Below are 20,209 nucleotides of genomic sequence, written 5' to 3' on the forward strand. Positions count from 1 at the left end.
AGCAGGAAGACGCAATCATCAAAACGCAGCCGCGAGCAAGATGCAGGCTGCACGGGAGGACATATGCCGAATTCGTAAGCCGCCGCCGGAATCGTCGGCCCATTCGACGGGCTCGACGTGCCCTGGCTGCTGAAGATGGGGGCCGAGGTGCGCAGCTCACATCCGTTCCTGATCTGGGCGCCGTTCGACGCGCCCGCGCGGCGCTGGAGCTATGGCGAGTTTCACGAGCGGGTCGGCGCGCTCGCGGCGGGACTGGCGAAGCGCGGCGTGAAGCCGGGCGAATATGTGCTCATCCATCTCGACAATTGCATCGAGGCGCTGCTGGCCTGGTTCGCCTGTGTCGAGTTGGGCGCGATCGCGGTGACCACCAACACGCGCTCGGCACCGGCCGAGCTCGACTATTTTGCCGATCATTGCGGCGCGGTCGCCGCGATCACGCAGCCGGCCTATGCCGAGATCGTCGCGCAGAACTGCCGCAACATCCGCTGGATGGCGGTGACCTCGCATGATTCCGGCACGGCGCCCGCAAAATCGGTCTCGCGCGGCGATAGTTTCGAATCGCTGTTCGCCGACAGCGCCGACCGTCCCAGGCGTGCGACCGATCCGCTCGCGCCGTGCAGCGTGCAATACACCTCGGGCACGACATCGCGCCCCAAGGCGGTGCTGTGGACCCACGCCAACGCGCTGTGGGGCGCCAAGATCAACGCCGCGCATGAGGACCTGCACGCCGGCGACGTGCACCAGGCCTATCTGCCGCTGTTCCACACCAACGCGCTGGCCTATTCGATGTTGGCGACGCTATGGGTCGGTGCCACCTGCGTGATCCAGCCGCGCTTTTCCGCCAGCCGGTTCTGGGGCGCCGCGCGCGAGCACGGGTCGACCTGGACCTCGACGATTCCGTTCTGCATGAAGGCGCTGCTCGAGCAGGAGATCCCGAGGGATCACAAATTCCGCCTGTGGGGCACCGCGATCAACGAACCGCCGGCCTTCGCCGCCTTCGGCGTCAAGATCATCGGCTGGTGGGGCATGACAGAGACCATCACCCACGGCATCGTCGGCGAGATCGACCAGCCCAACATCCCGATGTCGATCGGCCGCGCCGCGAGCGAATACCAGATCCGCATCACCGACGATGACGGACGGGCGACCGAGGTCGGCGACACCGGCAACCTCTCGATCAAGGGCATTGTCGGCCTGTCGCTGTTCGCCGAATATCTGCACAACGAGAAGGCGACGCGCGAGAGCTTTGACGAGCACGGCTTCTTCCTCACCGGTGATCGCGTGGTGCGGCTGGAGAACGGCTATATCCGCTTCGGGGATCGCAGCAAGGACATGCTCAAGGTCGGCGGCGAGAACGTCGCGGCGTCCGAGATCGAGCAGGTGATCGCAATCGTCCCCGGCGTGCGCGAGGCCGCCGTCGTGGCGAAGACGCATCCGATGCTGGACGAGGTGCCGGTCGTCTTCATCATCCCGCAGGGCGGCGTCACCGCTGCGCGGCCCGATCTGCATGACAACGTGATGGCTGCCTGCCGCAAGAGCCTCGCCGACTTCAAGGTGCCGCGCGAGATCCGCTTTGTCGACGACATGCCGCGCTCGACGCTGGAGAAGGTGGCGAAGGCGGAGCTGAGGAAGATGGTGGGGTGAGGCGTAAAGTAGGGTGGGTTAGCCGAAGGCGTAACCCACCAACTTCGTCCGGCAAATGTGGAAGCATGGTGGGTTACGCTACGCTAACCCACCCTACGGCTACGACACGGGAGCTCAGAACGACCCCAGCGCCACCGGGCGGAACGCCTGCAATAGCTGCTGGTCCAGCTTGCCGCTCATGCCTTCCATCATCGTGAACGCGCGCGAGTGGGTGAAGGGCATGCGATAGGCGCGCTTCTCCACGAGTGCCGCGTAGATGTCGACGATGGTCGTGACCCGCACGATATCGCTGATCTGGTTCGACGAGAGATTGTTGGGATAGCCGGAGCCGTCGAGGAATTCGTGGTGATGCAGCACAACGTCCAGCATCTCGGGCGGGAAGCCGCCTTGAGCTGCGAGCGCGTCATAGCCGCGGCGCGGATGCTGGCGGACTTCGGCCATCTCCTCGTCGGTGAGCTTGCCGGGCTTGTCGAGCAGCGCGGAGGGAACGAAGGCCTTGCCGACGTCGTGCAGCAGCGCGGCACGAGTCAGCCGGCGCTGGTCATCCTCGCGCATGCCGAGATGCTGGGCAAAGGAGACCGCAAATCCGGTCACGAACAGGCAGTGCCGATAGCTGCCGACATGGTGGCAGCCCACCGTGGTGAGCCACTCGCGCAGCGAGGAGTGCTTGATCGCCTTCAGGATCTTGCTCTCGGCGGCGATGACGTCGTCGAAGGTCAGGGGCACGCCGAGCGGCAGCTTCTCGAACATCTTCTTCAGCACCGCATGCGCGGCCTCGACGCCGCGATTGAGCGTCTTGCCGCGATCGGTGGCGTCATAGACGGCGGTGTCGGGGAAGGCCGCACGGATGCGCTGCAGGATGTCCTCGGGCTGAAGCGGCCGCGAGATGGTGTCGGTGGCGCCCAGCGCCCAGGCCTGCATGGTGCCGTGATGCAGAGCGTCCGCAAGCACGAACAGACGAGGCATCGAACGATAGGCATCGCCGCGCAGCTTGTTGCGCACCCGTTGCACGCTCTCGGGCGAGCGCAGATTGATGTCGACCACGAGGCCGGAGAGATCGCGCGAGGGCTGCTCGGGGAGTTCCTGCGTCGTCACTGTCGCAACGTCGCCGACGGCCTTGAGGATGCTGGCGAGTTCGCTGCTCTCGTCGCTCCGGTCGGAGGCGAGCAGGAGCCGGCGTTTGGCGGCGGGTTTGGCTGAGGCGTTCATGGCTTCCCCAAGAGCACGAGCGTGTTTCGGGCAGAAGCCTAAGCCGGATCAGGTTCTCCGGCCCTTAAGAGGCGTGCTCAATGGAGCCTTCCGGAATTGAGTGCAATTTTAGGGATCTCGGGTTCCATGGCAGGAATGGCGCAAAAAGGGCGAAAACAACCCCATGCACAGTAGGCGGGCCATTGATGACAAAGGGGAATTTCTCCGTCATGGCCGCCTGAAAATGCAAACTAATCCGCCGGAGGTTGACCTCCGGCGGATCATCTTGTTCAGCACGCTAGACTTACGTCTTCATCACGCCCTTCACGGCTTCGGCGTCGTGAGAGAGAATAAGAAAACAAAAAGGGTGGAAACAATGCCGAGGATCGATCGAGACGGCGTCGGAATCTATTACGAGATCCATGGCGAAGGCCCGCCGCTGCTGCTGACTCACGGTTACTCATCGACCTCGGCGATGTGGCATGGGCAGGTCGAGGCGCTTGCCAGGGACCACAAGCTGATCTTGTGGGACATGCGCGGTCACGGCCAGTCCGATTATCCCGACGATCCCGCCGCTTATAGCGAAGCGCTCACGGTCGGCGACATCGCGGCGATCCTGGATGCGGTCGGCACTGAGCGCGCCATCATCGGCGGGCTGTCGCTCGGCGGCTATATGTCGCTTGCCTTCGCTCGCGCGCATCCAATGCGCGTTCGCGCGCTGCTGATCATCGACACCGGACCGGGATTCAAGAAGGACGATGCACGCGAGGCCTGGAACGCGCGGGCGCTCGCCACTGCCGACAAGCTCGATCGCGAAGGGCTCGACGTGCTGAAGGCCGCAACGCGCGAGCGCGCCACCGCGAGCCATCGCAATGCCAAGGGATTGGCGCTCGCCGCACGCGGCATGCTGACCCAGCGCGATGCGAAGGTGATCGAGCTGCTGCCGGAGATCAAGGTGCCCAGTCTGGTCGTGGTCGGCGCCGACGACACACCGTTCCTCGCCGCGTCGGACTACATGGCCGCGAAAATTCCCGGCGCACAAAAGGTCGTGATCCCCGCCGCCGGACACGCCGTCAACATCGACCAGCCCAAGGCTTTTATTGACGCGGTGCTGCCTTTCCTGAAGAACTTGCCGGAATAGGACGATCGGACGGGAACACGGCAATGAAGCGAGCGATGTTGGCTGCGGGCGCGGTGTTGCTGTCGGTATCCGCGCAGGCCGAGCAATTCGGCGGGACACCGCCCCGCCTGCCCTTCGTCGCGACGTTGTCGAACAACACGCCGCTCGCCTTCGGCATGGATGCAGGGCAAACCGCGCGCGCCCTCGGCCAGCCTCTGCAATATGTGCGCGGACGCCCCGGCAACGAGATCTATCTCGCGCTTCGCAACATCGGCGGCAGCGGACTGATCTCCAACCGTCACCGCCTGTTCCTGCAATTCCGCCACGGAAGGCTGGCGGGATGGAAGGAGGATTACGGCGAGAACTGGATGTGGGAGTGAGGTGGGCGCGCAACCGCCTCCCCTCATCCTGAGGAGCTTGCAAAGCAAGCGTCTCGAAGGATGAAGGCCCCGCTGCTGCATCTCGGCCTCTATCCTTCGAGACGCGCGCGAAGAGCGCGCTCCTCAGGATGAGGAGAGAGAGCGGAGTTCGTGATCGACGATCAACAAGAAGGACAACCCGCGTGGGACAAGACATCAGACTGACCGCCTCCGATAATTTCCAGCTCGGCGCCTATCGCGCTGATCCCGCAGGCCCCCCGAAGGGCGCGGTGGTGGTGATCCAGGAGATTTTTGGGGTCAACCATCACATCCGCTCGGTCTGCGATCGCCTCGCCGGGGAAGGCTATGTCGCGATCGCGCCGTCGATCTTCGACCGGACCTCGCCGGGCTTCCAGTCGGGCTACACGCCTGACGAGATCGCCGAAGCGCGCAAATTCGTCGCCAATCCCGACTGGGACGCGATGCTGCGCGACACGCAAGCCGCGATCGATGCGGTGAAGAGCGTCGGCCCGGTCGGCATCATCGGCTTTTGCCTGGGCGGCAGCGTCGCCTTCGTCGCGGCGACGCGGCTGTCGGGCCTGAAGGCCGCGATCGGCTATTACGGCGGCGCCGTCGTGCGCTTTGCCGACGAAACACCAAAAGTTCCGACACAGCTGCATTTTGGCGAAAAGGATGCCGGCATTCCCCTGACCGACGTCGAGACCATCAAGACGAAGCGGCCGGACGTGGAAATCTTCGTCTATCCGGGCGCGCAGCACGGCTTCCATTGCGACGAGCGGGCGAGCTACGACAAGGCCAGCGCCGACATCGCCTGGCCGCGCAGCATGGAATTTTTCGCGAAGCATTTGCAATAGCGCGGCTGATCTCTCCACCGTCATTCCGGGCTCGCGCTCCGGAATGACGAGGGCGGAGAGCAGGAATCGGGTGGCTGCATCCTGCCGGGCGGCGATAGAGCTGGCTGATCAAGCCAACTCACGCCGGGAGATCGTGATGCAGCAGGCCAATACGAACATCGTCATCCGCAATCCGTTCGGCACCATGGACGTTCCCGGTCCTGACGATCGCGAGGTCATGGACTATGCCGCAACCGCCTTACTTTCGGGCGATGCGGCCGACGTCAACGCGGCGCATTGGGCAGACATTCAGGCGCCGTCCGATCCTCTGGAAGGCCCGTGGGCCAGCCGCTGGAATGGCGGCGCCGATCCGACCATCGCCGGCGATACGCCGGAGACGTGGAAAGACGGGCGCGCGGAGGTGCGGGTCGCAGGCGGACGCATCTATCTGCGCTTCGATTGGGATCACGGCCGACGGCACGGGCTGATCGATGCTGCGCGCGAGGGCGCGCGCCTAGTCGGGAAATACATCAACCTAACCAATCCCGCGATCACGCGGCCATGGATCGGGCGCGTGGTCGATGCCGCGCGCATCGATGGATGTTTTCCGAACGGGCGGCTGGATTTCAGAAGGTGAGCTAGAGCTTCGGTTCTGATTGCATCAGAACCGAGGCTCTAGATTCTTTTTTGACGCGTTTTCTTCACGCGAACCGGTATCCACTTCGCTCGAAAACGCTCTAGAACCAGCGCTCGCCGACAAATACGGTGTCGCCCGGCGCCAGTGGGGTGCCGAGCGGCACCACGGCGCGCATGGCGCCGCCGGCTTCGGTATGCGTGACGGTGACCACATCGCGCTTGGCGCGTGGCGAGAAGCCGCCCGCGATTGCCACGGCGCTTTCGACCGTCATGTTCGGCACGTACGGATACTGGCCGGGCGCGGAGACTTCGCCGAGAATGAAGAACGGGCGATAGGCCTCGATCTCGACGGCGACCGAGGGCTCGCGGATGTAGCCGTTGCGCAGCCGTGCGGCGATCTCGCCGGCCAGACCCGCCGGCGTGCGGCCGCGTGCCGGCACGCCGCCGATCAGCGGCATCGTGATGGAACCGCCGGCGTCGATCGCGTAGCTGTTGGTGAGACCTTCCTGGCCGTAGACCACGACGCGCAGCCTGTCGCCGGCGTCGAGATGGTAGGAGGAATCGTAGCGGACCGGCGCCGCCATCGGCGCGGCATAACCGACCGGCATGGGCGCGGGCGAAGAGGCAAAGGAATTGCGCAACGCCCCGATGGCGCCGCCACCGTCGCCGACGACGACCGGCTGAGGCGCGTAATAGGGCTGGCCATAGGCCATGGAGTCGAGATCGGCGCGCGGCTGCATCACCGCGACGGGGCCGGCGGTCTGCATGCAGCCGCCAAGGCCAAGCGCGGCGGACGCTGCCAGGGACGCTGCCAAGATCGACCATCGAAACGCGCGTGCAACCGGCACCGGACTTAGCCCTCGAAACGAGACAGATCCAGTGATGCACCGGTTATGGTTAATAAAGCGTTGAGGGGGCGGGCGGCGCGACGATGCGGCTACGGCGCAGTGCGCTCCCTCTCGCTTGCGGGCGCGGCTAGCGCATATGGCCTTTTGGGCCAAGCTGAACAAGCGCCTCGTCCTTCGAGACGACCGCTCCGCGGTCTCCTCAGGATGAGGCTAATCGGCATCGGTGCCTGCTGGCACTATTGCCGCAGACGCCGTCCTCATCCTGAGGAGCCCGCCTAAAGCGGGCATCTCGAAGGATGGGCCACAGGAAACTGCTCTCAAATGCGCCGACCTCTCCCGCAAGCGGGAGAGGTGCACCACCTTCGCGGCTGGCTTACGCGCTCACACCGACGCCGATCGGGCAGGACACGCCGGTGCCGCCAAGGCCGCAATAACCGGCGGGATTCTTGGCCAGATATTGCTGATGATAGTCCTCGGCAAAGTAGAATTGGCCGGCGGGTGCGATCTCGGTGGTGATGGTGCCGAGACCTTTTGCAGCAAGCGCTTTCTGATAGAGCGCCTTCGATTGATCGGCCGCTTTTTTCTGCGCGTCTGAATAGGTGTAGATCGCGCTTCGGTACTGCGTGCCGACGTCGTTGCCCTGACGCATGCCCTGCGTCGGGTTGTGGCTCTCCCAGAACGTCTTCAACAGCTTCTCGTAGGACACCTTGGTCGGATCGAACACGACCAGCACCACTTCGGTGTGACCGGTGCGGCCCGAGCAGGTCTCTTCATAGGTCGGGTTCGGCGTGTGGCCGCCGGCATAGCCGACGGCGGTGGTGTAAACGCCGTCGCCAAGCTCCCAGAACTTGCGCTCGGCGCCCCAGAAGCAGCCGAGCCCGAACACCGCCTGCTCGAGACCTGCTGGATAAGGCGGCTGCAACTTCGTGCCGTTGACGAAATGGGTGGTCGCGGTCGGAATGGCTTGCGCACGGCCCGGCAGCGCTTCATTGGCGCTCGGCAATGCGGTGGTCTTGCGCATGAACAGCATGGACGGATCTCCGGGAACGAGCTGTCCGTCGCCCAGGACAAGCTATTGAGACAAGGCGATGAGCCAAGCGCTCAGGCGGCGTGCTCGCGATCAGGTGGGAATATAGGTCTTTACGCGCAAAGGGGCAGCCCTGTTACGCCGCGCGCGGCCGCTTCAGTCGCGCGAATTGAAAGCTCAATCCCGGGAATTGAAAGCTCAATCCCGGGAATAGCCGATCAACGGCTTGCGCGGGCGGAACAGGATCATCAGGAGGATACCGAGAATGCCGAGGACGGCGAAAACCGGCTGATCCAGCACCAGGCGGATCACCGAGGTCCAGAGCCAGGGCGCCTTGGCCTCGACCCAGGTCCGGAACGCCGTCTGGCTGGCCTGATTGATGTCGTTCCAGAACTGGCCGAAGCGGGTGAACCGCAGGGTCTGGTCGGCCACCCAGCGGGCGCCGTCATAGACCATGAAGATGAACCCGCCGGCGAGCAGCAACAGCCCAATCAGTCGGAAAAAGCCGCGGATCATGCCTCACCCTCTATAGTCGTCCGATCGGACGACCCTCGGAACGCCGCCAGCCAATACAAGGGAGACGGCAGAAATTCAACCTCTTCAGGGCGTTACGGCACTCATCCCTGGCCTGAGGGGCTGCTTGTCCAGCCCGGGAAAGCGTTGACGGTGCCAAAGACCCTCTCTATAAGGGCGCCAACTGGCGGCGGGCGCAATCCTGCCGCCGCTGTTCTTTGAGCAGATGCAGGCTCCTTGGGCTGAGAGGCTCCCTGGGCCTCAGAGACGGCCCGCAAGGCTGTCGCTCACGTTCCGGGAACAGCCTAGCAACCGAACACCCTAATTCCGAGCGTCGATTACGCGGTCAAGCAAGCCGGCGCTACCCGACCAAGACGCGACCGGTACCCGCAAAGGACATTGAGACCATGGCCAATACCACTTCCGCCAAGAAAGCGACGCGCAAGATCGCCCGCCGCACCGCCGTCAACAAGTCGCGCCGCACCCAGATGCGCGGTGCCGTGCGTAACGTCGAAGAAGCCATCAAGACCGGCGACCGCGCCGCTGCCGTGACGGCGCTGGCGAATGCCGAGCCCGCCTTGATGCGCGCCGCGCAGCGAAACATCATTCATAAGAACAATGCCAGCCGCAAAGTCTCGCGGCTTACCGCGCAGATCGCCAAGCTCGCCAAGTAAGCTCGCGAGCGTTCTGGCACGCCGTCCGATCGCGTCGTTCGATCGGACGATCCGGCCGCACATCGCACACGTCAAACAGCCCGGCATCGCGCCGGGCTTTTTTGTTGCCTGTCATATTCACGCAAGTAGTCACGCTGCGAGCGACCTTCGATCGGAGGATTGCGACGTTTGCACCATGATGCGCCCGTAGTTTTACCTGCGAATGGTTTTGCAACAGCGGAAACTTCCACCGCGGTGCAAAAAGTCCTTGCGAGGTGGGCACAAGTTGAATTCGCGCGCCTGCGAGTTCTGCACACCGTAGTTTCCCCGGATCGCGAGACGCAATGGAGTTACCCTGTGAAACGAGACTCAAAAAACGATGTCTCGCTAACAACTTATCGACATAGTGACGCCAAGCATTTGGAAAACTCGCCCGCGCGTCGCGCGCGTGACGCTTTTGTAAAAAATTTTTGGCGGTGACGGAGAATTGTCACATCAAACGCGGCATCTTCGATTCTGTGCACGAATCCAAAAACTTGCTCTGAAGCCTGTGCACAAGTCCGCGTGGCGTTAACGCAGATCAAGATTTTTGATGCCTCAAGTCTGAATCAATTCCGTTGCGAGTCTTTCCGCATAGTGTATTCCTTAAGGCGTCAGCGGCGCCCACGATCTTGAGACCAGCGCGGTATCGGAAACGGGGCGAGCGTGCAAATCGGCGGCGATGTGCACGTAGGCGGCGCTTCAACAAGCGATTGTCGGATCAAAACCCACAGCAATGTGGGAACGGTAGCTCTTTGTCTGAATGTCTCCAAGCGGGATCTTTCTCTCGCGCTTAAGAGACATCTTGAAAGCTGCCCCGACAGGCATGATGGCGAGGCCGAGCGGACGACGAGTACACGGGCGGGCATCCGATGAAGACGCGGGTGTCGTTTGGACACGCAGGACCTTGTCGCGAGCAATCACGGCAGGATGGGGAGGTATCATGTCTTACGAACTCAACGCGGTATTGAAACACATTTCGACTTCCAGCATTTCGACTTCCAGCGATGCCGTTTTAGATTCGTCGGACACCAAGCCTCCCGCGTGTCACGGAGCGCCGAGTACGCGCTGACCTCGCGACCCCTCCATCTCTAGACATTGCTGATCGGACGCGGCGTTTCCGCCGAACGGTCGAGCCATGCCTGCAGGTGAAATCGCTTGAGGTCCCGCCATTGCAAATATCCCGGCAGGTATCCCTGGCAGGAACTCTGCATGGCGCTCACCACGCAACCTTATCTCTCAAGAAAAGTTCTCAAATGATGACAACCCCGGAACAGGATCGCTGGTCACGCGTGAAGAGTCGGCTGCGCTCGAACGTTGGCGAGGACGTCTATACGAGCTGGTTTGCGCGCATGGATCTGGAAGGCGTCCAGGACGAGAGCGTGCGTCTGTCGGTGCCGACCCGCTTCCTGAAGAGCTGGATCCAGGCCCATTATGCCGAGCGCGTGCTGTCGTGCTGGCAGGCCGAGATGCCCGAAGTGCATCGCATCGATCTCACCGTTCGCACGGCCGTGCGCCCCGTGATGCAGCAGAAGGAAGCGCCCGCGCCGGTCGAAACGCGCCGCTCGCCTGCGCCGGAGCTGCGTTCGACCGCGACCGCGCCGGTCTCCGCCAATCATGATGCGCTCGGCGGCTCGCCGCTCGATCCGCGCCTGACGTTTGCAAGCTTCGTCGTCGGCCGCTCCAACACGCTGGCGCATGCGGCTGCGCGTCAGGTCGCCGAGGGTCGTCGCGGCGATCCCGTCATGTTCAATCCGCTCTACATTCATGCAGGCGTCGGCCTCGGCAAGACGCATCTCCTGCAGGCGGTGACCTGGGCCGGCAATTCCGGCAACGAGCGCAAGGTGCTTTATCTCACTGCAGAGAAATTCATGTACGGCTTCGTCGCCGCGCTGAAGACGCAGACGGCGCTCGCCTTCAAGGAAGCGCTGCGCGGCATCGACGTGCTCGTGATCGACGATCTCCAGTTCCTGCAGGGCAAATCGACCCAGGCCGAGTTCTGCCACACGCTGAATGCGTTGATCGATGCCGGCCGCCAGGTCGTGATCGCGGCCGACCGTCCGCCGTCCGATCTCGAAAGCCTCGACGACCGCGTGCGCTCGCGGCTGGCCGGCGGCCTCGTGGTCGAGATGGCCTCGCTTGGCGAGGAGCTGCGGCACGGTATTCTCAAGTCGCGCGTCGCCGCGGCCCGCGCCCATCATGCGACCTTCGAGGTGCCGGAGGAGGTGCTGACCTATCTGGCCCGCGCCATCACCCATAACGGCCGGGATCTCGAAGGCGCGATCAACCGCCTGCTCGCACACTCGAAGCTCAACAACCGGCCGGTGACGCTGGAGATGGCGGAGCACGAGGTGCGCGACCTGATCCGGCCGCAGGAGCCGAAGCGGATCAAGATCGAGGACATCCAGCGCGTGGTGGCACGGCAGTATAATGTCAGCCGCTCCGACCTCTTGTCCTCGCGCCGGACCGCCAACGTGGTTCGTCCGCGCCAGGTGGCGATGTATCTCGCCAAGACGCTGACCCTGCGATCGCTGCCGGAAATCGGCCGCCGCTTCGGCGGGCGCGACCACACCACGGTGCTGCACGCGGTGCGCAAGATCGAGGCCCTGGTTTCCAAGGACACGGCGCTGTCGGACGAGGTCGAATCGCTCAAGCGCCAGCTTCAGGAATAAACGCCTAGGCCTTCTCCTTCCTTCCCGCCGCCCCGGCCCTGCCTGGGCGGCGGCCTTCCTCTGCCTGGGCGGCGGGCCCCGTCTTTGCGGGTAAATCGTGGGGAACCATCGCGCAATCCCTTGAAACGGATGACTTTACGCGCCACCTTGCGCGACCCTGACGGCTTTGGTCATATCGGCTGGATGATCCGGCTTTCCGGGGTCTTCGGTGCCGTGGCGCGCGTCCCGCCGCCCGGCTTTTCCAGATTTGTGTTTCCTTGGGGATCGGGCGAGTAGTGCAATGAAGGTTACGGTCGAACGCGCGCAACTCCTGAAGTCGCTGGGCCACGTCCACCGCGTGGTCGAGCGCCGCAATACGATTCCGATCCTCGGCAACGTGCTTGTTAGGGCCGAGAATGCGAAATTGTCGCTGAAGGCGACCGACCTCGACCTCGAGGTCACCGAAACGCTCGCGGCGGAAACCGCGACCGCGGGCTCCACCACCGTGCCGGCGCACATGTTCTACGACATCGTGCGCAAGCTACCGGACGGTTCGCAGATTGTGCTCGAAGCCGACGGCGACCGCGCCGTGCTGGCGATCCGCGCCGGCCGCTCCCGCTTCACCCTGCAGACCCTGCCGGAGAATGATTTTCCGGATCTCGCCGCCGGCGACATGTCGCATTCGTTCAGCCTCGCCGCCAAGGACGTCAAGCGGCTGATCGACCGCACCCAGTTCGCGATCTCCACGGAGGAGACCCGCTACTATCTCAACGGCATCTATCTGCATGCCGCGGGCTCCGCCAAAGCCGCCACCCTGCGTGGCGTCGCCACCGACGGCCACCGCCTCGCCCAGCTCGACCTGGTCCAGCCCAAAGGCGCCGAGGGCATGCCCGGCGTGATCGTGCCGCGCAAGACCGTCGGCGAGGTGCAGCGCCTGATCGAGGACAACGAGGCCGAGGTCACGATCGAGCTGTCGCAGGCCAAGATCCGCTTCACCATCGGCAATGTGGTGCTGACCTCGAAGCTGATCGACGGCACCTTCCCCGATTACGGCCGCGTCATCCCGCAGGGCAACGACAAGGAGCTCGTCGTCGACAAGAAGGATTTCGAGAACGCGGTCGACCGCGTCTCGACGATTTCCAGCGAGCGCGGGCGCGCCGTGAAACTCTCGCTGTCGCCGGGCAAGCTGGTGCTGTCAGTGACCAATCCGGATTCCGGCAGTGCGACCGAAGAGCTCGAAGTCGAATACGCTTCCGACGCCCTCGATATCGGCTTCAACTCCCGCTATCTGCTCGACATCGCCGCCCAGATCGAAGGCGACGTCGCAACGCTCCGGCTCGCCGACCCGGGCTCACCGACCCTGGTGCAAGACCGCGACGACAAGAGCGCGCTCTACGTGCTGATGCCGATGCGGGTGTGAGGGCTACCGGCGCCCCTTCGCATCGACTACATCCGTCATGGCCGGGCTTGTCCCGGCCATCCACGTCTTTGGAGGACCCAAACGTGGATGCCCGGCAACGACAAAGACAATGACCCCCTCCCGCATTCATCGCCTGACGCTGACGCATTTTCGTAATTACCGGGCGGCGGGGCTCGAGGCTAAGGCTGATATGGTGGCGCTGGTCGGGCCGAACGGAGCAGGCAAGACCAATTGCATCGAGGCGATCTCGTTCCTGTCGCCGGGACGCGGCCTGCGGCGCGCGACGCTGGACGACGTCGCCGACAACCAGGGCGACGGCTCCTGGGCGGTGTCGGCACAGGTCGAGGGCGCGCTGGGCCTTGCCACGCTCGGCACCGGCATCGATCCGCCGCGCGCAGATAGCCCGGTCAGCCGGCGCTGCCGCATCGACCGCGAACCGGTCAATTCGGCGGCGTCGTTCGGCGACCACATCCGCATGGTGTGGCTGACGCCGGCGATGGACGGGCTGTTCATGGGCGCGGCGTCCGAGCGGCGGCGCTTCTTCGACCGCCTGGTGCTTGCCATCGACAGCGACCATTCCAGCCGCATCTCCGCGCTCGAACGCTCCCTGCGCTCGCGCAACCGCCTGCTCGAGACGCGCAATTACGACGACCATTGGTGTGACGCGATCGAACGCGAGACCGCGGAGCTTGCGGTCGCGGTCGCCGCCACCCGCGGCCAGACCGCGGCGCGGCTGACCGGCATGTTGAATGCACGCGCGCAGGCCTCCGCCTTCCCCTCGGCGCAGATCGCGCTCGACGGCTGGATGGAGAACGCGCTGCTGACGGAGACCGCGACGTCGGTCGAGGACCGCTACCGCCAGATCCTGCGCGACAATCGTCCGCGTGACGCCATCGCCGGCCGCACCACGGATGGTCCGCATCTCACCGACCTGCAGGTGATCTACGCGCCGAAAAGCATGCCGGCGCGCGATGCCTCGACCGGCGAGCAGAAAGCGCTGCTGATCGGGCTGGTGCTGGCGCATGCGAGCCTGGTCGCCGAGATGACCGGCATCGTGCCGTTGCTGCTGCTCGACGAGGTCGTCGCGCATCTCGATCCCGGCAGGCGCGCGGCGCTGTTCGACGAGCTGCGCAAGCTCGGCGCGCAGGTGTGGCTGACCGGCGCAGATCCCGCTGCCTTCGCCGAGATCGGCGCCGGGGGCGAGATCTTTGACGTCGAAAGCGGACAGGTATCGGCCCGGCGCTAGTCGCCGCCGTTGAACCGGCCCCATTTCCGCCGCGACTAGTTGCCGGAGGCGGCGCCGACGGTGACGCAGCCGGTTGCAATCGCGCAATGACATCACGCGCGAGACCCTGGACGCGCGATACCCTGGAGAGTGAGATGCGGACGGCAAGGTCCGGGGCGCAAGCTTCGGCACGATGGCGGGCGTTTGCGTGCGGCCTCGTCTTGCTCGCGACGTGCATGCTCGCGGCAAGCGCCGGCGCCTGGATGCCGCAGCCGCTGTTTTCGGCCGATCTCGCGCCGGATCCCGATGCCAGGCTGCCCGCACCGACCCGCTACAGCTTTAGAGGTATCCACACCACCCTGATGCGGGGCGTCGAAGCGCCGCTTCGCGTCAAGCTCGAAGCCACCGTGCCCGCCGAACTCGGCGACGTCCTCGCTTTCTACCGCAGGGAGCTCGGAAAGCTCGGCTGGCAGGAGCAGCACGATGGCGCCGTCGTCTCCGCCGATCACGCCCAGCTCGCGTTCGTCTCTCCGCTCGGACCGGCCATGCTGGAGCTCGGCCGCAAAGACAGCAGCACCTCGGTCCATCTCGTGCAGAAGAACTCGGATACAGCAATCCGGGCGAACGTCATGCCCGAACCGGGCCAGGCGAAGCTGGTGTTCAGCAACATCGGCGAGACGGAAGCCGTGCTCGGGATCGACGCGCGGATCATCAAGCGCGCCGCCGGCGCTAACGCCGTATCGCTGGATCTGGCGCCCGGCAAATATTCCTACGAACTGAACGTCCCCGGCCGTCTGGCCCACAGCAACATCCTCACCGTCGCGGCCGGCGACGCCTGGGAGCTCACCGTCGGGCGCGACGGCGAGGCATGGTCGCCACTCCAACTGTATTGACTAGTCCGGGAGCTTTGAACCTGCCCGGTTCCTGCCGCGACTTCTGGTCTGAGGCCCCGCCGACGGTGTTGCAGCCGTTGCAATCGCGCGCGCCCAAGCGCCGCGCGGCATCCTGGAGACGTAACGATGGCGATGATCCCGCGCGGGATGCAAGTCCCGGCACGATGGCGGCTGCTTGCATGCGGTCTCTTCCTGATGGCGAGCTGCTCGATCGCGGCCGGCGCCGACGAGGGCATCGTCGACGTCCACGCGCTGCCGCAGCTCGAAGGTGCGGTGGAAGACACCTCGCGCCCCGATCCCTATAGCGTCGAATATCGCGTACCGACGCGGCAGGCCGTGACACTGCCCGCGGTCCAAAAGCTCCTGAGCGACAACGGCTGGGTGCCCTATGTGATGCCGCTGGAGGAGAAAAGCAGCCTGCTGAAGTTTAGGAAGGGACGACAGGGCCTTTCCGTTCATTTCACGCAGGCGCTCGGCCGGCCCGACCAGTCCGTAGTTTACTACACAACCGACCGGATCTACGGGAACGTGCCGTTTCCGGAAGGCGCAAGCGACATCGTGTTTGACGGGACGCGGCCCTATCTCGGCTGTATTGCGCCGACGCCGCTCGATGCAACGTCGGATTTCTACAGCAGCCAGATGGCTGCGATCGGTTGGCAGAAGCTCACGCCGGAAACCGCCGCGCGCTGGACGAGGGGCCTTGATGAAACCGTTCCCAACGGCCTGCGCGCGTTCTACGCGCATGCCGATAGCAAGGAGACCGGCTTCTACCAGCAGAAGCCCGTGATGTTGACGCTGACGCGCCGCGACGATGGCCGCACCCATGTCGATATCCGGGTCGCGCCCTTCGCGCTGCCCGGCGAGCTCAAAGCCGATAGCGATCTGGCCGGCCTGCCGCGGCCGAGCCCGACCAAGACGGCCATGGGCCTCGGCAGCGCGAGCGACAACAAGCGCGAGATGTCGGCCGCCGTGATGGCCGAGCTGCCCGCGGTACTCGCCTTCTATCACCGCGAGCTCGCCGCGCGCGGCTGGCATGAGGACGGCAGCGCACCGCTCGCGCCCGGCGACGAGGTCGCGATCAAGATCTCTTCCGCGGAGGAAACCGGCGTGCTGCGGCTTGGCCGCAAATACGATTTCACCATGGTCAGCCTGACGGCGCAGGTGAAGGACTCCGCGCTTGCCGCCCGCGCCAAGGCGAAGAAAGAGGCCGACGACAAGTTCCTTGGGGATGCGCTAGGCGCGGCCAAGCAGCTCATCACCGCCGACGAAGCCAGACGCAAGGTGCAGGCGGCCGCATTGTCGGACGCGCCGCTCAACGCGCTCGCCGACAGCAAGACCCCGGTGCCGCTGCCTGAAAACGCCGAAGGCGTGAACTTCGAAGGCGGCGAGGGCAGGCTCGAATTCTCCTCGATCTCGAGCGTGAAGGCGCTCACTGCGTTTTATCGCGCATCGCTGAAGCCCGCGGGCTGGAAGGAGCAGCCCTCCGTCATCAACCAGCCCAACATGGCGATGATGGAATTCTCCAAGAGCGGGAAGTCGATCTCGATGACCGTGATGCAGATGGGGCCGAAGGTAAACGTTAGCGCCAACGGCTCCGGTCTTGTTATCGCCGCGGCGAAGCCCGTCGAGGCCAAATCGAGGCAAGCCAAGGTGGTCCAGACCAAATCGAAGGAGCCGCTCACGCCCGATCCCGATTCGGCCCTGCCGGTGCCGACGCAGCACAGCTCGACCGGCATCAGCTCCACGAAATTCCCCGGCAGCGAGCAGTCGTTCCGGACCGAGCTCGAAGCCAGCATCCCCGCCGAACTTGGCGAGGTCCTCGCCTTCTATCGCGCGGAGCTGACCAACCGCGGCTGGCAGGAGAAGGCCGACGGCGCAATCGTAACGGCCGAGCGGGCGGAGCTCGCGTTCACCTCGCCGGAGGGACCGGCCGTGCTGAAGCTCGGCCGCGCCAGGGACGAGACGACGGTCAGTCTGGTGCAGCGGAATCCGCAGGCCGCGGCAAAGGCCGACATCATGCCGAAGGCGGGACAGGCCAGGCTGATGCTCGGCAATATGGGGCCGAAGGAAGCATCGCTGACGATCAACAATCAAACGGTGAAGATCGCGGCTGGTGCCGGCGGACCGCAATCGCCGAAAGGCCCGATGCTCGATCTGCCGCCCGGCAAGTACCAGTACGCGCTGCGTCTGCCGGGGCGCCCTGCCCGCACCGAAACCCTCACCGTGGCCGCCGGCGATGCCTGGGGCCTCCTCGTGGGGCCGAACGGCGACGTGCTGCCGCTGCAGATGTATTGAGCCTGCAAGGCCGTTCCGGGGCGTTCCAAGCGCCTCGGAACACCCTTCGTCCCCGCAATATCCACGCCTTTCAGCGACCCGGAACGGCCTCTCGAATCGCGCTTTTTTCAGCGCCTCGAATCGGCCTTCGAAAGCCTTGAAAACCGGCCAAAAAATCCCATCTAATCAAAGACTTGCCGGGGGATACTTTGCGCTAGGCGCAATCCGTCTTTCGTGGCACAAATAGCCCGCATATCAGCGCCTTTTGCGCGGCTGATTCGGGCGACATCTCGAAGGCCTCTCATGACAGAACCTGCTCGGCAGACGCCTGCCGAAAACGAACCCTCAAATCCGAGCGACTACGGGGCGGAATCGATCCGCGTGCTCAAGGGTCTCGACGCCGTCCGCAAGCGCCCGGGCATGTATATCGGCGACACCGATGACGGCTCGGGCCTGCATCATATGGTCTACGAAGTCGTGGACAATGCGATCGACGAGGCGCTCGCGGGCCACGCCACGCGCGTGGACGTGATCCTCAACGCCGACAATTCTGTCACCGTGCGCGACGACGGCCGCGGCATTCCCGTCGACATCCATAAGGGCGAAGGCATCTCGGCGGCCGAGGTCATCATGACCCAGCTCCATGCCGGCGGAAAGTTCGACCAGAATTCCTACAAGGTTTCCGGCGGCCTGCACGGCGTCGGCGTCTCCGTCGTCAACGCGCTGTCGAGCAAGCTCGGCTTGCGCATCTGGCGCGACAACAAGGAACACTACATCGAATTCGCCCATGGCGATGCGGTCGCGCCGCTCAAGGTGGTCGGCGACGCGCCCGGCAGGCGCGGCACCGAGGTGACGTTCCAGGCCTCGACGGAAACCTTCAAGAACATCGAGTATGATTTCGCCACGCTGGAGCACCGGCTGCGCGAGCTCGCCTTCCTCAATTCCGGCGTTAACATCGCCCTCTCCGACATGCGTCACGCGGTCGAGAAGCGGGAGGAGATGCACTATTCCGGCGGCGTCGAGGAATTCGTCAAATATCTCGACCGCAACAAGAAGGCGATCGTGCCGGCGCCGATCATGGTACGCGCGGAATCCAACGGCATCGGTGTCGAGGCCGCATTGTGGTGGAACGACAGCTACCATGAGAACGTGCTGTGCTTCACCAACAACATCCCGCAGCGCGACGGCGGCACCCATCTCGCCGGTTTCCGCGGCGCGCTGACGCGCCAGGTCAACGGCTATGCCGAGGCCAACGCGAAAAAGGAAAAGATCGCGCTGACCGGCGATGATTGCCGCGAAGGCCTCACCGCCGTGCTGTCGGTGAAGGTGCCGGATCCAAAATTTTCGTCGCAGACCAAGGACAAGCTGGTGTCCTCGGAAGTGCGTCCCGTGGTCGAGAACGTGCTCAACGAGGCGCTGCAGGCCTGGTTCGAGGAGCACCCTTCCGAAGCCAAGATGATCGTCGGCAAGGTGATCCAGGCGGCGGCCGCCCGCGAAGCCGCGCGAAAAGCGCGCGAGCTGACGCGCAAGAGCCCGCTGTCGGTCTCTTCGCTGCCCGGCAAGCTCGCCGACTGCCAGGAGAAGGACCCGGCGAAATCCGAGCTCTTCATCGTCGAGGGTGACTCGGCAGGCGGCAGCGCCAAGCAGGGCCGCAACCGCGAATTCCAGGCCGTGCTGCCGCTGCGCGGCAAGATCCTCAATGTCGAACGTGTGCGTCCCGACAAAATGCTGCACAGCGAGCAGATCGGCACGCTGATCACCGCGCTCGGCACCGGCATCAGCGACGAATTCTCGATCGAGAAGCTGCGCTATCACAAGATCATCGTGATGACGGACGCCGACGTCGACGGCGCCCACATCCGCACGCTGCTGCTCACTTTCTTCTACCGGCAGATGCGCGAGATCATCGACGGCGGCTATCTCTACATTGCCCAGCCGCCGCTCTATAAGGTCAACCGCGGCAAGTCCGAGCAATATTTGAAGGACGAGCGGGCGCTGGAAGACTATCTGATCGATACCGGGCTCGACGACTGCGTCTATATTCCCGGCACTGGCGGCGATCGTACCGGCCGCGACCTGCGCTCTTTGGTCGACGACGCCCGCGCCGTCCGCGGCGTTCTGCGCAGCCTGCACACCCGCTACAATCGCAAGGTGATCGAGCAGGCCGCCATCACCGGCGTGCTCAACAAGGCGATCTACGGCGATCCGGAGAAAGCCGCCGCGGCCGCGCAATACATCGCCGCCCGCCTCGACACGCTCGCCGACGAGGTCGAGCGCGGCTGGGTCGGTCAATATTTGGAAGGCCATGGCTTCCAGTTCGAGCGCACGGTGCGCGGCGTCAAGGACGTCGCCCTCATCGACGACGCGTTTCTGGGCTCGGTCGAAGCCCGCAAGCTCGACGAGTATACGCTCAAGCTCCAGGACGTTTATGCCCGCCCCGGCAAGCTGCGGCGCAAGGACGCCGAGCACATGGTCTACGGCCCGGTCGATCTGTTCGAAGCGGTCACCGACGCCGGCCGCAAGGGCGTCTCGCTGCAGCGTTACAAAGGGCTGGGCGAGATGAATCCGGAGCAGCTCTGGCAGACGACGCTGGACGTCAATGCGCGATCACTGCTCCAGGTGAAGGTCAAGGAGGTCGACGAGGCCGACGACATCTTCACCAAGCTGATGGGCGACGTGGTCGAGCCGCGCCGCGACTTCATCCAGGAACATTCGCTGAGCGCGACGATCGATATCTGAGGCCGCTGGCTTTTGGATTTCGAACTGCCGGCCAAGCGCTCGCTGCAACCTCTCCCGCTTGCGGGGGAGGTCGGCGCGAAGCGCCGGGTGGGGGCTCTCTCCGCGCCCGGAGACGCTCCCGAAACA

At 64.5% G+C, this 20,209-nt stretch carries 16 protein-coding genes; 12 read left to right on the forward strand and 4 right to left on the reverse strand.

Annotated elements, in window-relative coordinates; translation table 11 throughout:
- Positions 1-90 precede the first annotated feature (90 nt).
- Positions 91-1,644, forward strand: coding sequence for an ATP-dependent acyl-CoA ligase (locus AC0L3K_RS00950; RefSeq protein WP_473365434.1), 1,554 nt, complete (start codon positions 91-93; stop codon positions 1,642-1,644).
- A 114-nt stretch (positions 1,645-1,758) separates the two neighbouring features.
- Here AC0L3K_RS00950 and AC0L3K_RS00955 read toward each other — a convergent pair whose 3' ends face one another.
- On the reverse strand, positions 1,759-2,853 hold the full coding sequence (locus AC0L3K_RS00955; RefSeq protein ID WP_007598238.1) for an HD-GYP domain-containing protein: 1,095 nt from the start codon (positions 2,851-2,853) through the stop codon (positions 1,759-1,761).
- Positions 2,854-3,208: 355 nt separating this feature from the next.
- On the opposite strand from AC0L3K_RS00955, the gene AC0L3K_RS00960 reads away from it, so the two are divergent.
- From AC0L3K_RS00960 to AC0L3K_RS00975, 4 genes are all read left to right on the forward strand, one after another.
- Complete coding sequence (locus tag AC0L3K_RS00960; RefSeq protein WP_354200252.1) at positions 3,209-3,973, forward strand: alpha/beta fold hydrolase; 765 nt, start codon at positions 3,209-3,211, stop codon at positions 3,971-3,973.
- A 23-nt stretch (positions 3,974-3,996) separates the two neighbouring features.
- Positions 3,997-4,332 (forward strand): hypothetical protein, encoded by a 336-nt coding sequence (locus AC0L3K_RS00965; protein ID WP_007598242.1) that lies wholly within the window; start codon positions 3,997-3,999, stop codon positions 4,330-4,332.
- A 182-nt stretch (positions 4,333-4,514) separates the two neighbouring features.
- Positions 4,515-5,186, forward strand: coding sequence for a dienelactone hydrolase family protein (locus AC0L3K_RS00970; RefSeq protein WP_354200253.1), 672 nt, complete (start codon positions 4,515-4,517; stop codon positions 5,184-5,186).
- 136 nt (positions 5,187-5,322) lie between these two features.
- Positions 5,323-5,802, forward strand: coding sequence for a hypothetical protein (locus AC0L3K_RS00975; RefSeq protein WP_007598251.1), 480 nt, complete (start codon positions 5,323-5,325; stop codon positions 5,800-5,802).
- A 100-nt stretch (positions 5,803-5,902) separates the two neighbouring features.
- On the opposite strand, the gene AC0L3K_RS00980 is transcribed toward AC0L3K_RS00975, so the two are convergent.
- From AC0L3K_RS00980 to AC0L3K_RS00990, 3 genes are all read right to left on the reverse strand, one after another.
- Complete coding sequence (locus AC0L3K_RS00980) at positions 5,903-6,649, reverse strand: polysaccharide biosynthesis/export family protein (RefSeq protein ID WP_035993830.1); 747 nt, start codon at positions 6,647-6,649, stop codon at positions 5,903-5,905.
- A 373-nt stretch (positions 6,650-7,022) separates the two neighbouring features.
- Positions 7,023-7,679, reverse strand: a complete 657-nt coding sequence (msrA, locus tag AC0L3K_RS00985; RefSeq protein ID WP_007598255.1) for a peptide-methionine (S)-S-oxide reductase MsrA — start codon at positions 7,677-7,679, stop codon at positions 7,023-7,025.
- Between the two features lie 195 nt (positions 7,680-7,874).
- A complete protein-coding gene (locus AC0L3K_RS00990; protein ID WP_007616084.1) occupies positions 7,875-8,192 on the reverse strand; it encodes a hypothetical protein in 318 nt (105 codons plus the stop codon).
- A gap of 404 nt (positions 8,193-8,596) precedes the next feature.
- Here AC0L3K_RS00990 and rpsT point away from each other — a divergent pair, with 404 nt between their 5' ends.
- The 7 genes from rpsT (at position 8,597) to gyrB (ending at position 20,083) form a co-directional block, all read left to right on the forward strand.
- Positions 8,597-8,863, forward strand: coding sequence for a 30S ribosomal protein S20 (rpsT, locus tag AC0L3K_RS00995; protein WP_007598259.1), 267 nt, complete (start codon positions 8,597-8,599; stop codon positions 8,861-8,863).
- A 1,277-nt stretch (positions 8,864-10,140) separates the two neighbouring features.
- The gene (gene dnaA, locus AC0L3K_RS01000; RefSeq protein WP_035995355.1) at positions 10,141-11,553 is read left to right on the forward strand and encodes a chromosomal replication initiator protein DnaA; all 1,413 of its coding nucleotides are present in this window, start codon (positions 10,141-10,143) and stop codon (positions 11,551-11,553) included.
- A gap of 280 nt (positions 11,554-11,833) precedes the next feature.
- Complete coding sequence (dnaN, locus tag AC0L3K_RS01005) at positions 11,834-12,952, forward strand: DNA polymerase III subunit beta (protein WP_007598262.1); 1,119 nt, start codon at positions 11,834-11,836, stop codon at positions 12,950-12,952.
- Positions 12,953-13,061: 109 nt separating this feature from the next.
- The gene (gene recF, locus AC0L3K_RS01010; RefSeq protein ID WP_007598270.1) at positions 13,062-14,198 is read left to right on the forward strand and encodes a DNA replication/repair protein RecF; all 1,137 of its coding nucleotides are present in this window, start codon (positions 13,062-13,064) and stop codon (positions 14,196-14,198) included.
- 134 nt (positions 14,199-14,332) lie between these two features.
- Positions 14,333-15,070 (forward strand): hypothetical protein, encoded by a 738-nt coding sequence (locus tag AC0L3K_RS01015; RefSeq protein ID WP_354200254.1) that lies wholly within the window; start codon positions 14,333-14,335, stop codon positions 15,068-15,070.
- A gap of 126 nt (positions 15,071-15,196) precedes the next feature.
- Positions 15,197-17,365, forward strand: a complete 2,169-nt coding sequence (locus AC0L3K_RS01020; RefSeq protein ID WP_473365389.1) for a hypothetical protein — start codon at positions 15,197-15,199, stop codon at positions 17,363-17,365.
- A 282-nt stretch (positions 17,366-17,647) separates the two neighbouring features.
- Positions 17,648-20,083: a DNA topoisomerase (ATP-hydrolyzing) subunit B gene (gene gyrB, locus AC0L3K_RS01025; RefSeq protein ID WP_219679906.1), complete on the forward strand. Its 2,436-nt coding sequence runs from the start codon at positions 17,648-17,650 to the stop codon at positions 20,081-20,083.
- Positions 20,084-20,209: the final 126 nt, after the last annotated feature.

It is taken from the genome of Bradyrhizobium sp. MI1.10 (assembly GCF_055811035.1).

What these genes read in the sequence shown, in the direction of transcription:
- AC0L3K_RS00955 (WP_007598238.1), bottom strand. Translation starts at nt 2,853, where the DNA reads ATGAACGCCTCAGCCAAACCCGCCGCCAAACGCCGGCTCCTGCTCGCC.
- AC0L3K_RS00960 (WP_354200252.1), top strand. Translation starts at nt 3,209, where the DNA reads ATGCCGAGGATCGATCGAGACGGCGTCGGAATCTATTACGAGATCCAT.
- AC0L3K_RS00965 (WP_007598242.1), top strand. Translation starts at nt 3,997, where the DNA reads ATGAAGCGAGCGATGTTGGCTGCGGGCGCGGTGTTGCTGTCGGTATCC.
- AC0L3K_RS00975 (WP_007598251.1), top strand. Translation starts at nt 5,323, where the DNA reads ATGCAGCAGGCCAATACGAACATCGTCATCCGCAATCCGTTCGGCACC.
- msrA (WP_007598255.1), bottom strand. Translation starts at nt 7,679, where the DNA reads ATGCTGTTCATGCGCAAGACCACCGCATTGCCGAGCGCCAATGAAGCG.
- AC0L3K_RS00990 (WP_007616084.1), bottom strand. Translation starts at nt 8,192, where the DNA reads ATGATCCGCGGCTTTTTCCGACTGATTGGGCTGTTGCTGCTCGCCGGC.
- rpsT (WP_007598259.1), top strand. Translation starts at nt 8,597, where the DNA reads ATGGCCAATACCACTTCCGCCAAGAAAGCGACGCGCAAGATCGCCCGC.
- dnaA (WP_035995355.1), top strand. Translation starts at nt 10,141, where the DNA reads ATGACAACCCCGGAACAGGATCGCTGGTCACGCGTGAAGAGTCGGCTG.
- dnaN (WP_007598262.1), top strand. Translation starts at nt 11,834, where the DNA reads ATGAAGGTTACGGTCGAACGCGCGCAACTCCTGAAGTCGCTGGGCCAC.
- recF (WP_007598270.1), top strand. Translation starts at nt 13,062, where the DNA reads ATGACCCCCTCCCGCATTCATCGCCTGACGCTGACGCATTTTCGTAAT.
- AC0L3K_RS01015 (WP_354200254.1), top strand. Translation starts at nt 14,333, where the DNA reads ATGCGGACGGCAAGGTCCGGGGCGCAAGCTTCGGCACGATGGCGGGCG.
- AC0L3K_RS01020 (WP_473365389.1), top strand. Translation starts at nt 15,197, where the DNA reads ATGGCGATGATCCCGCGCGGGATGCAAGTCCCGGCACGATGGCGGCTG.
- gyrB (WP_219679906.1), top strand. Translation starts at nt 17,648, where the DNA reads ATGACAGAACCTGCTCGGCAGACGCCTGCCGAAAACGAACCCTCAAAT.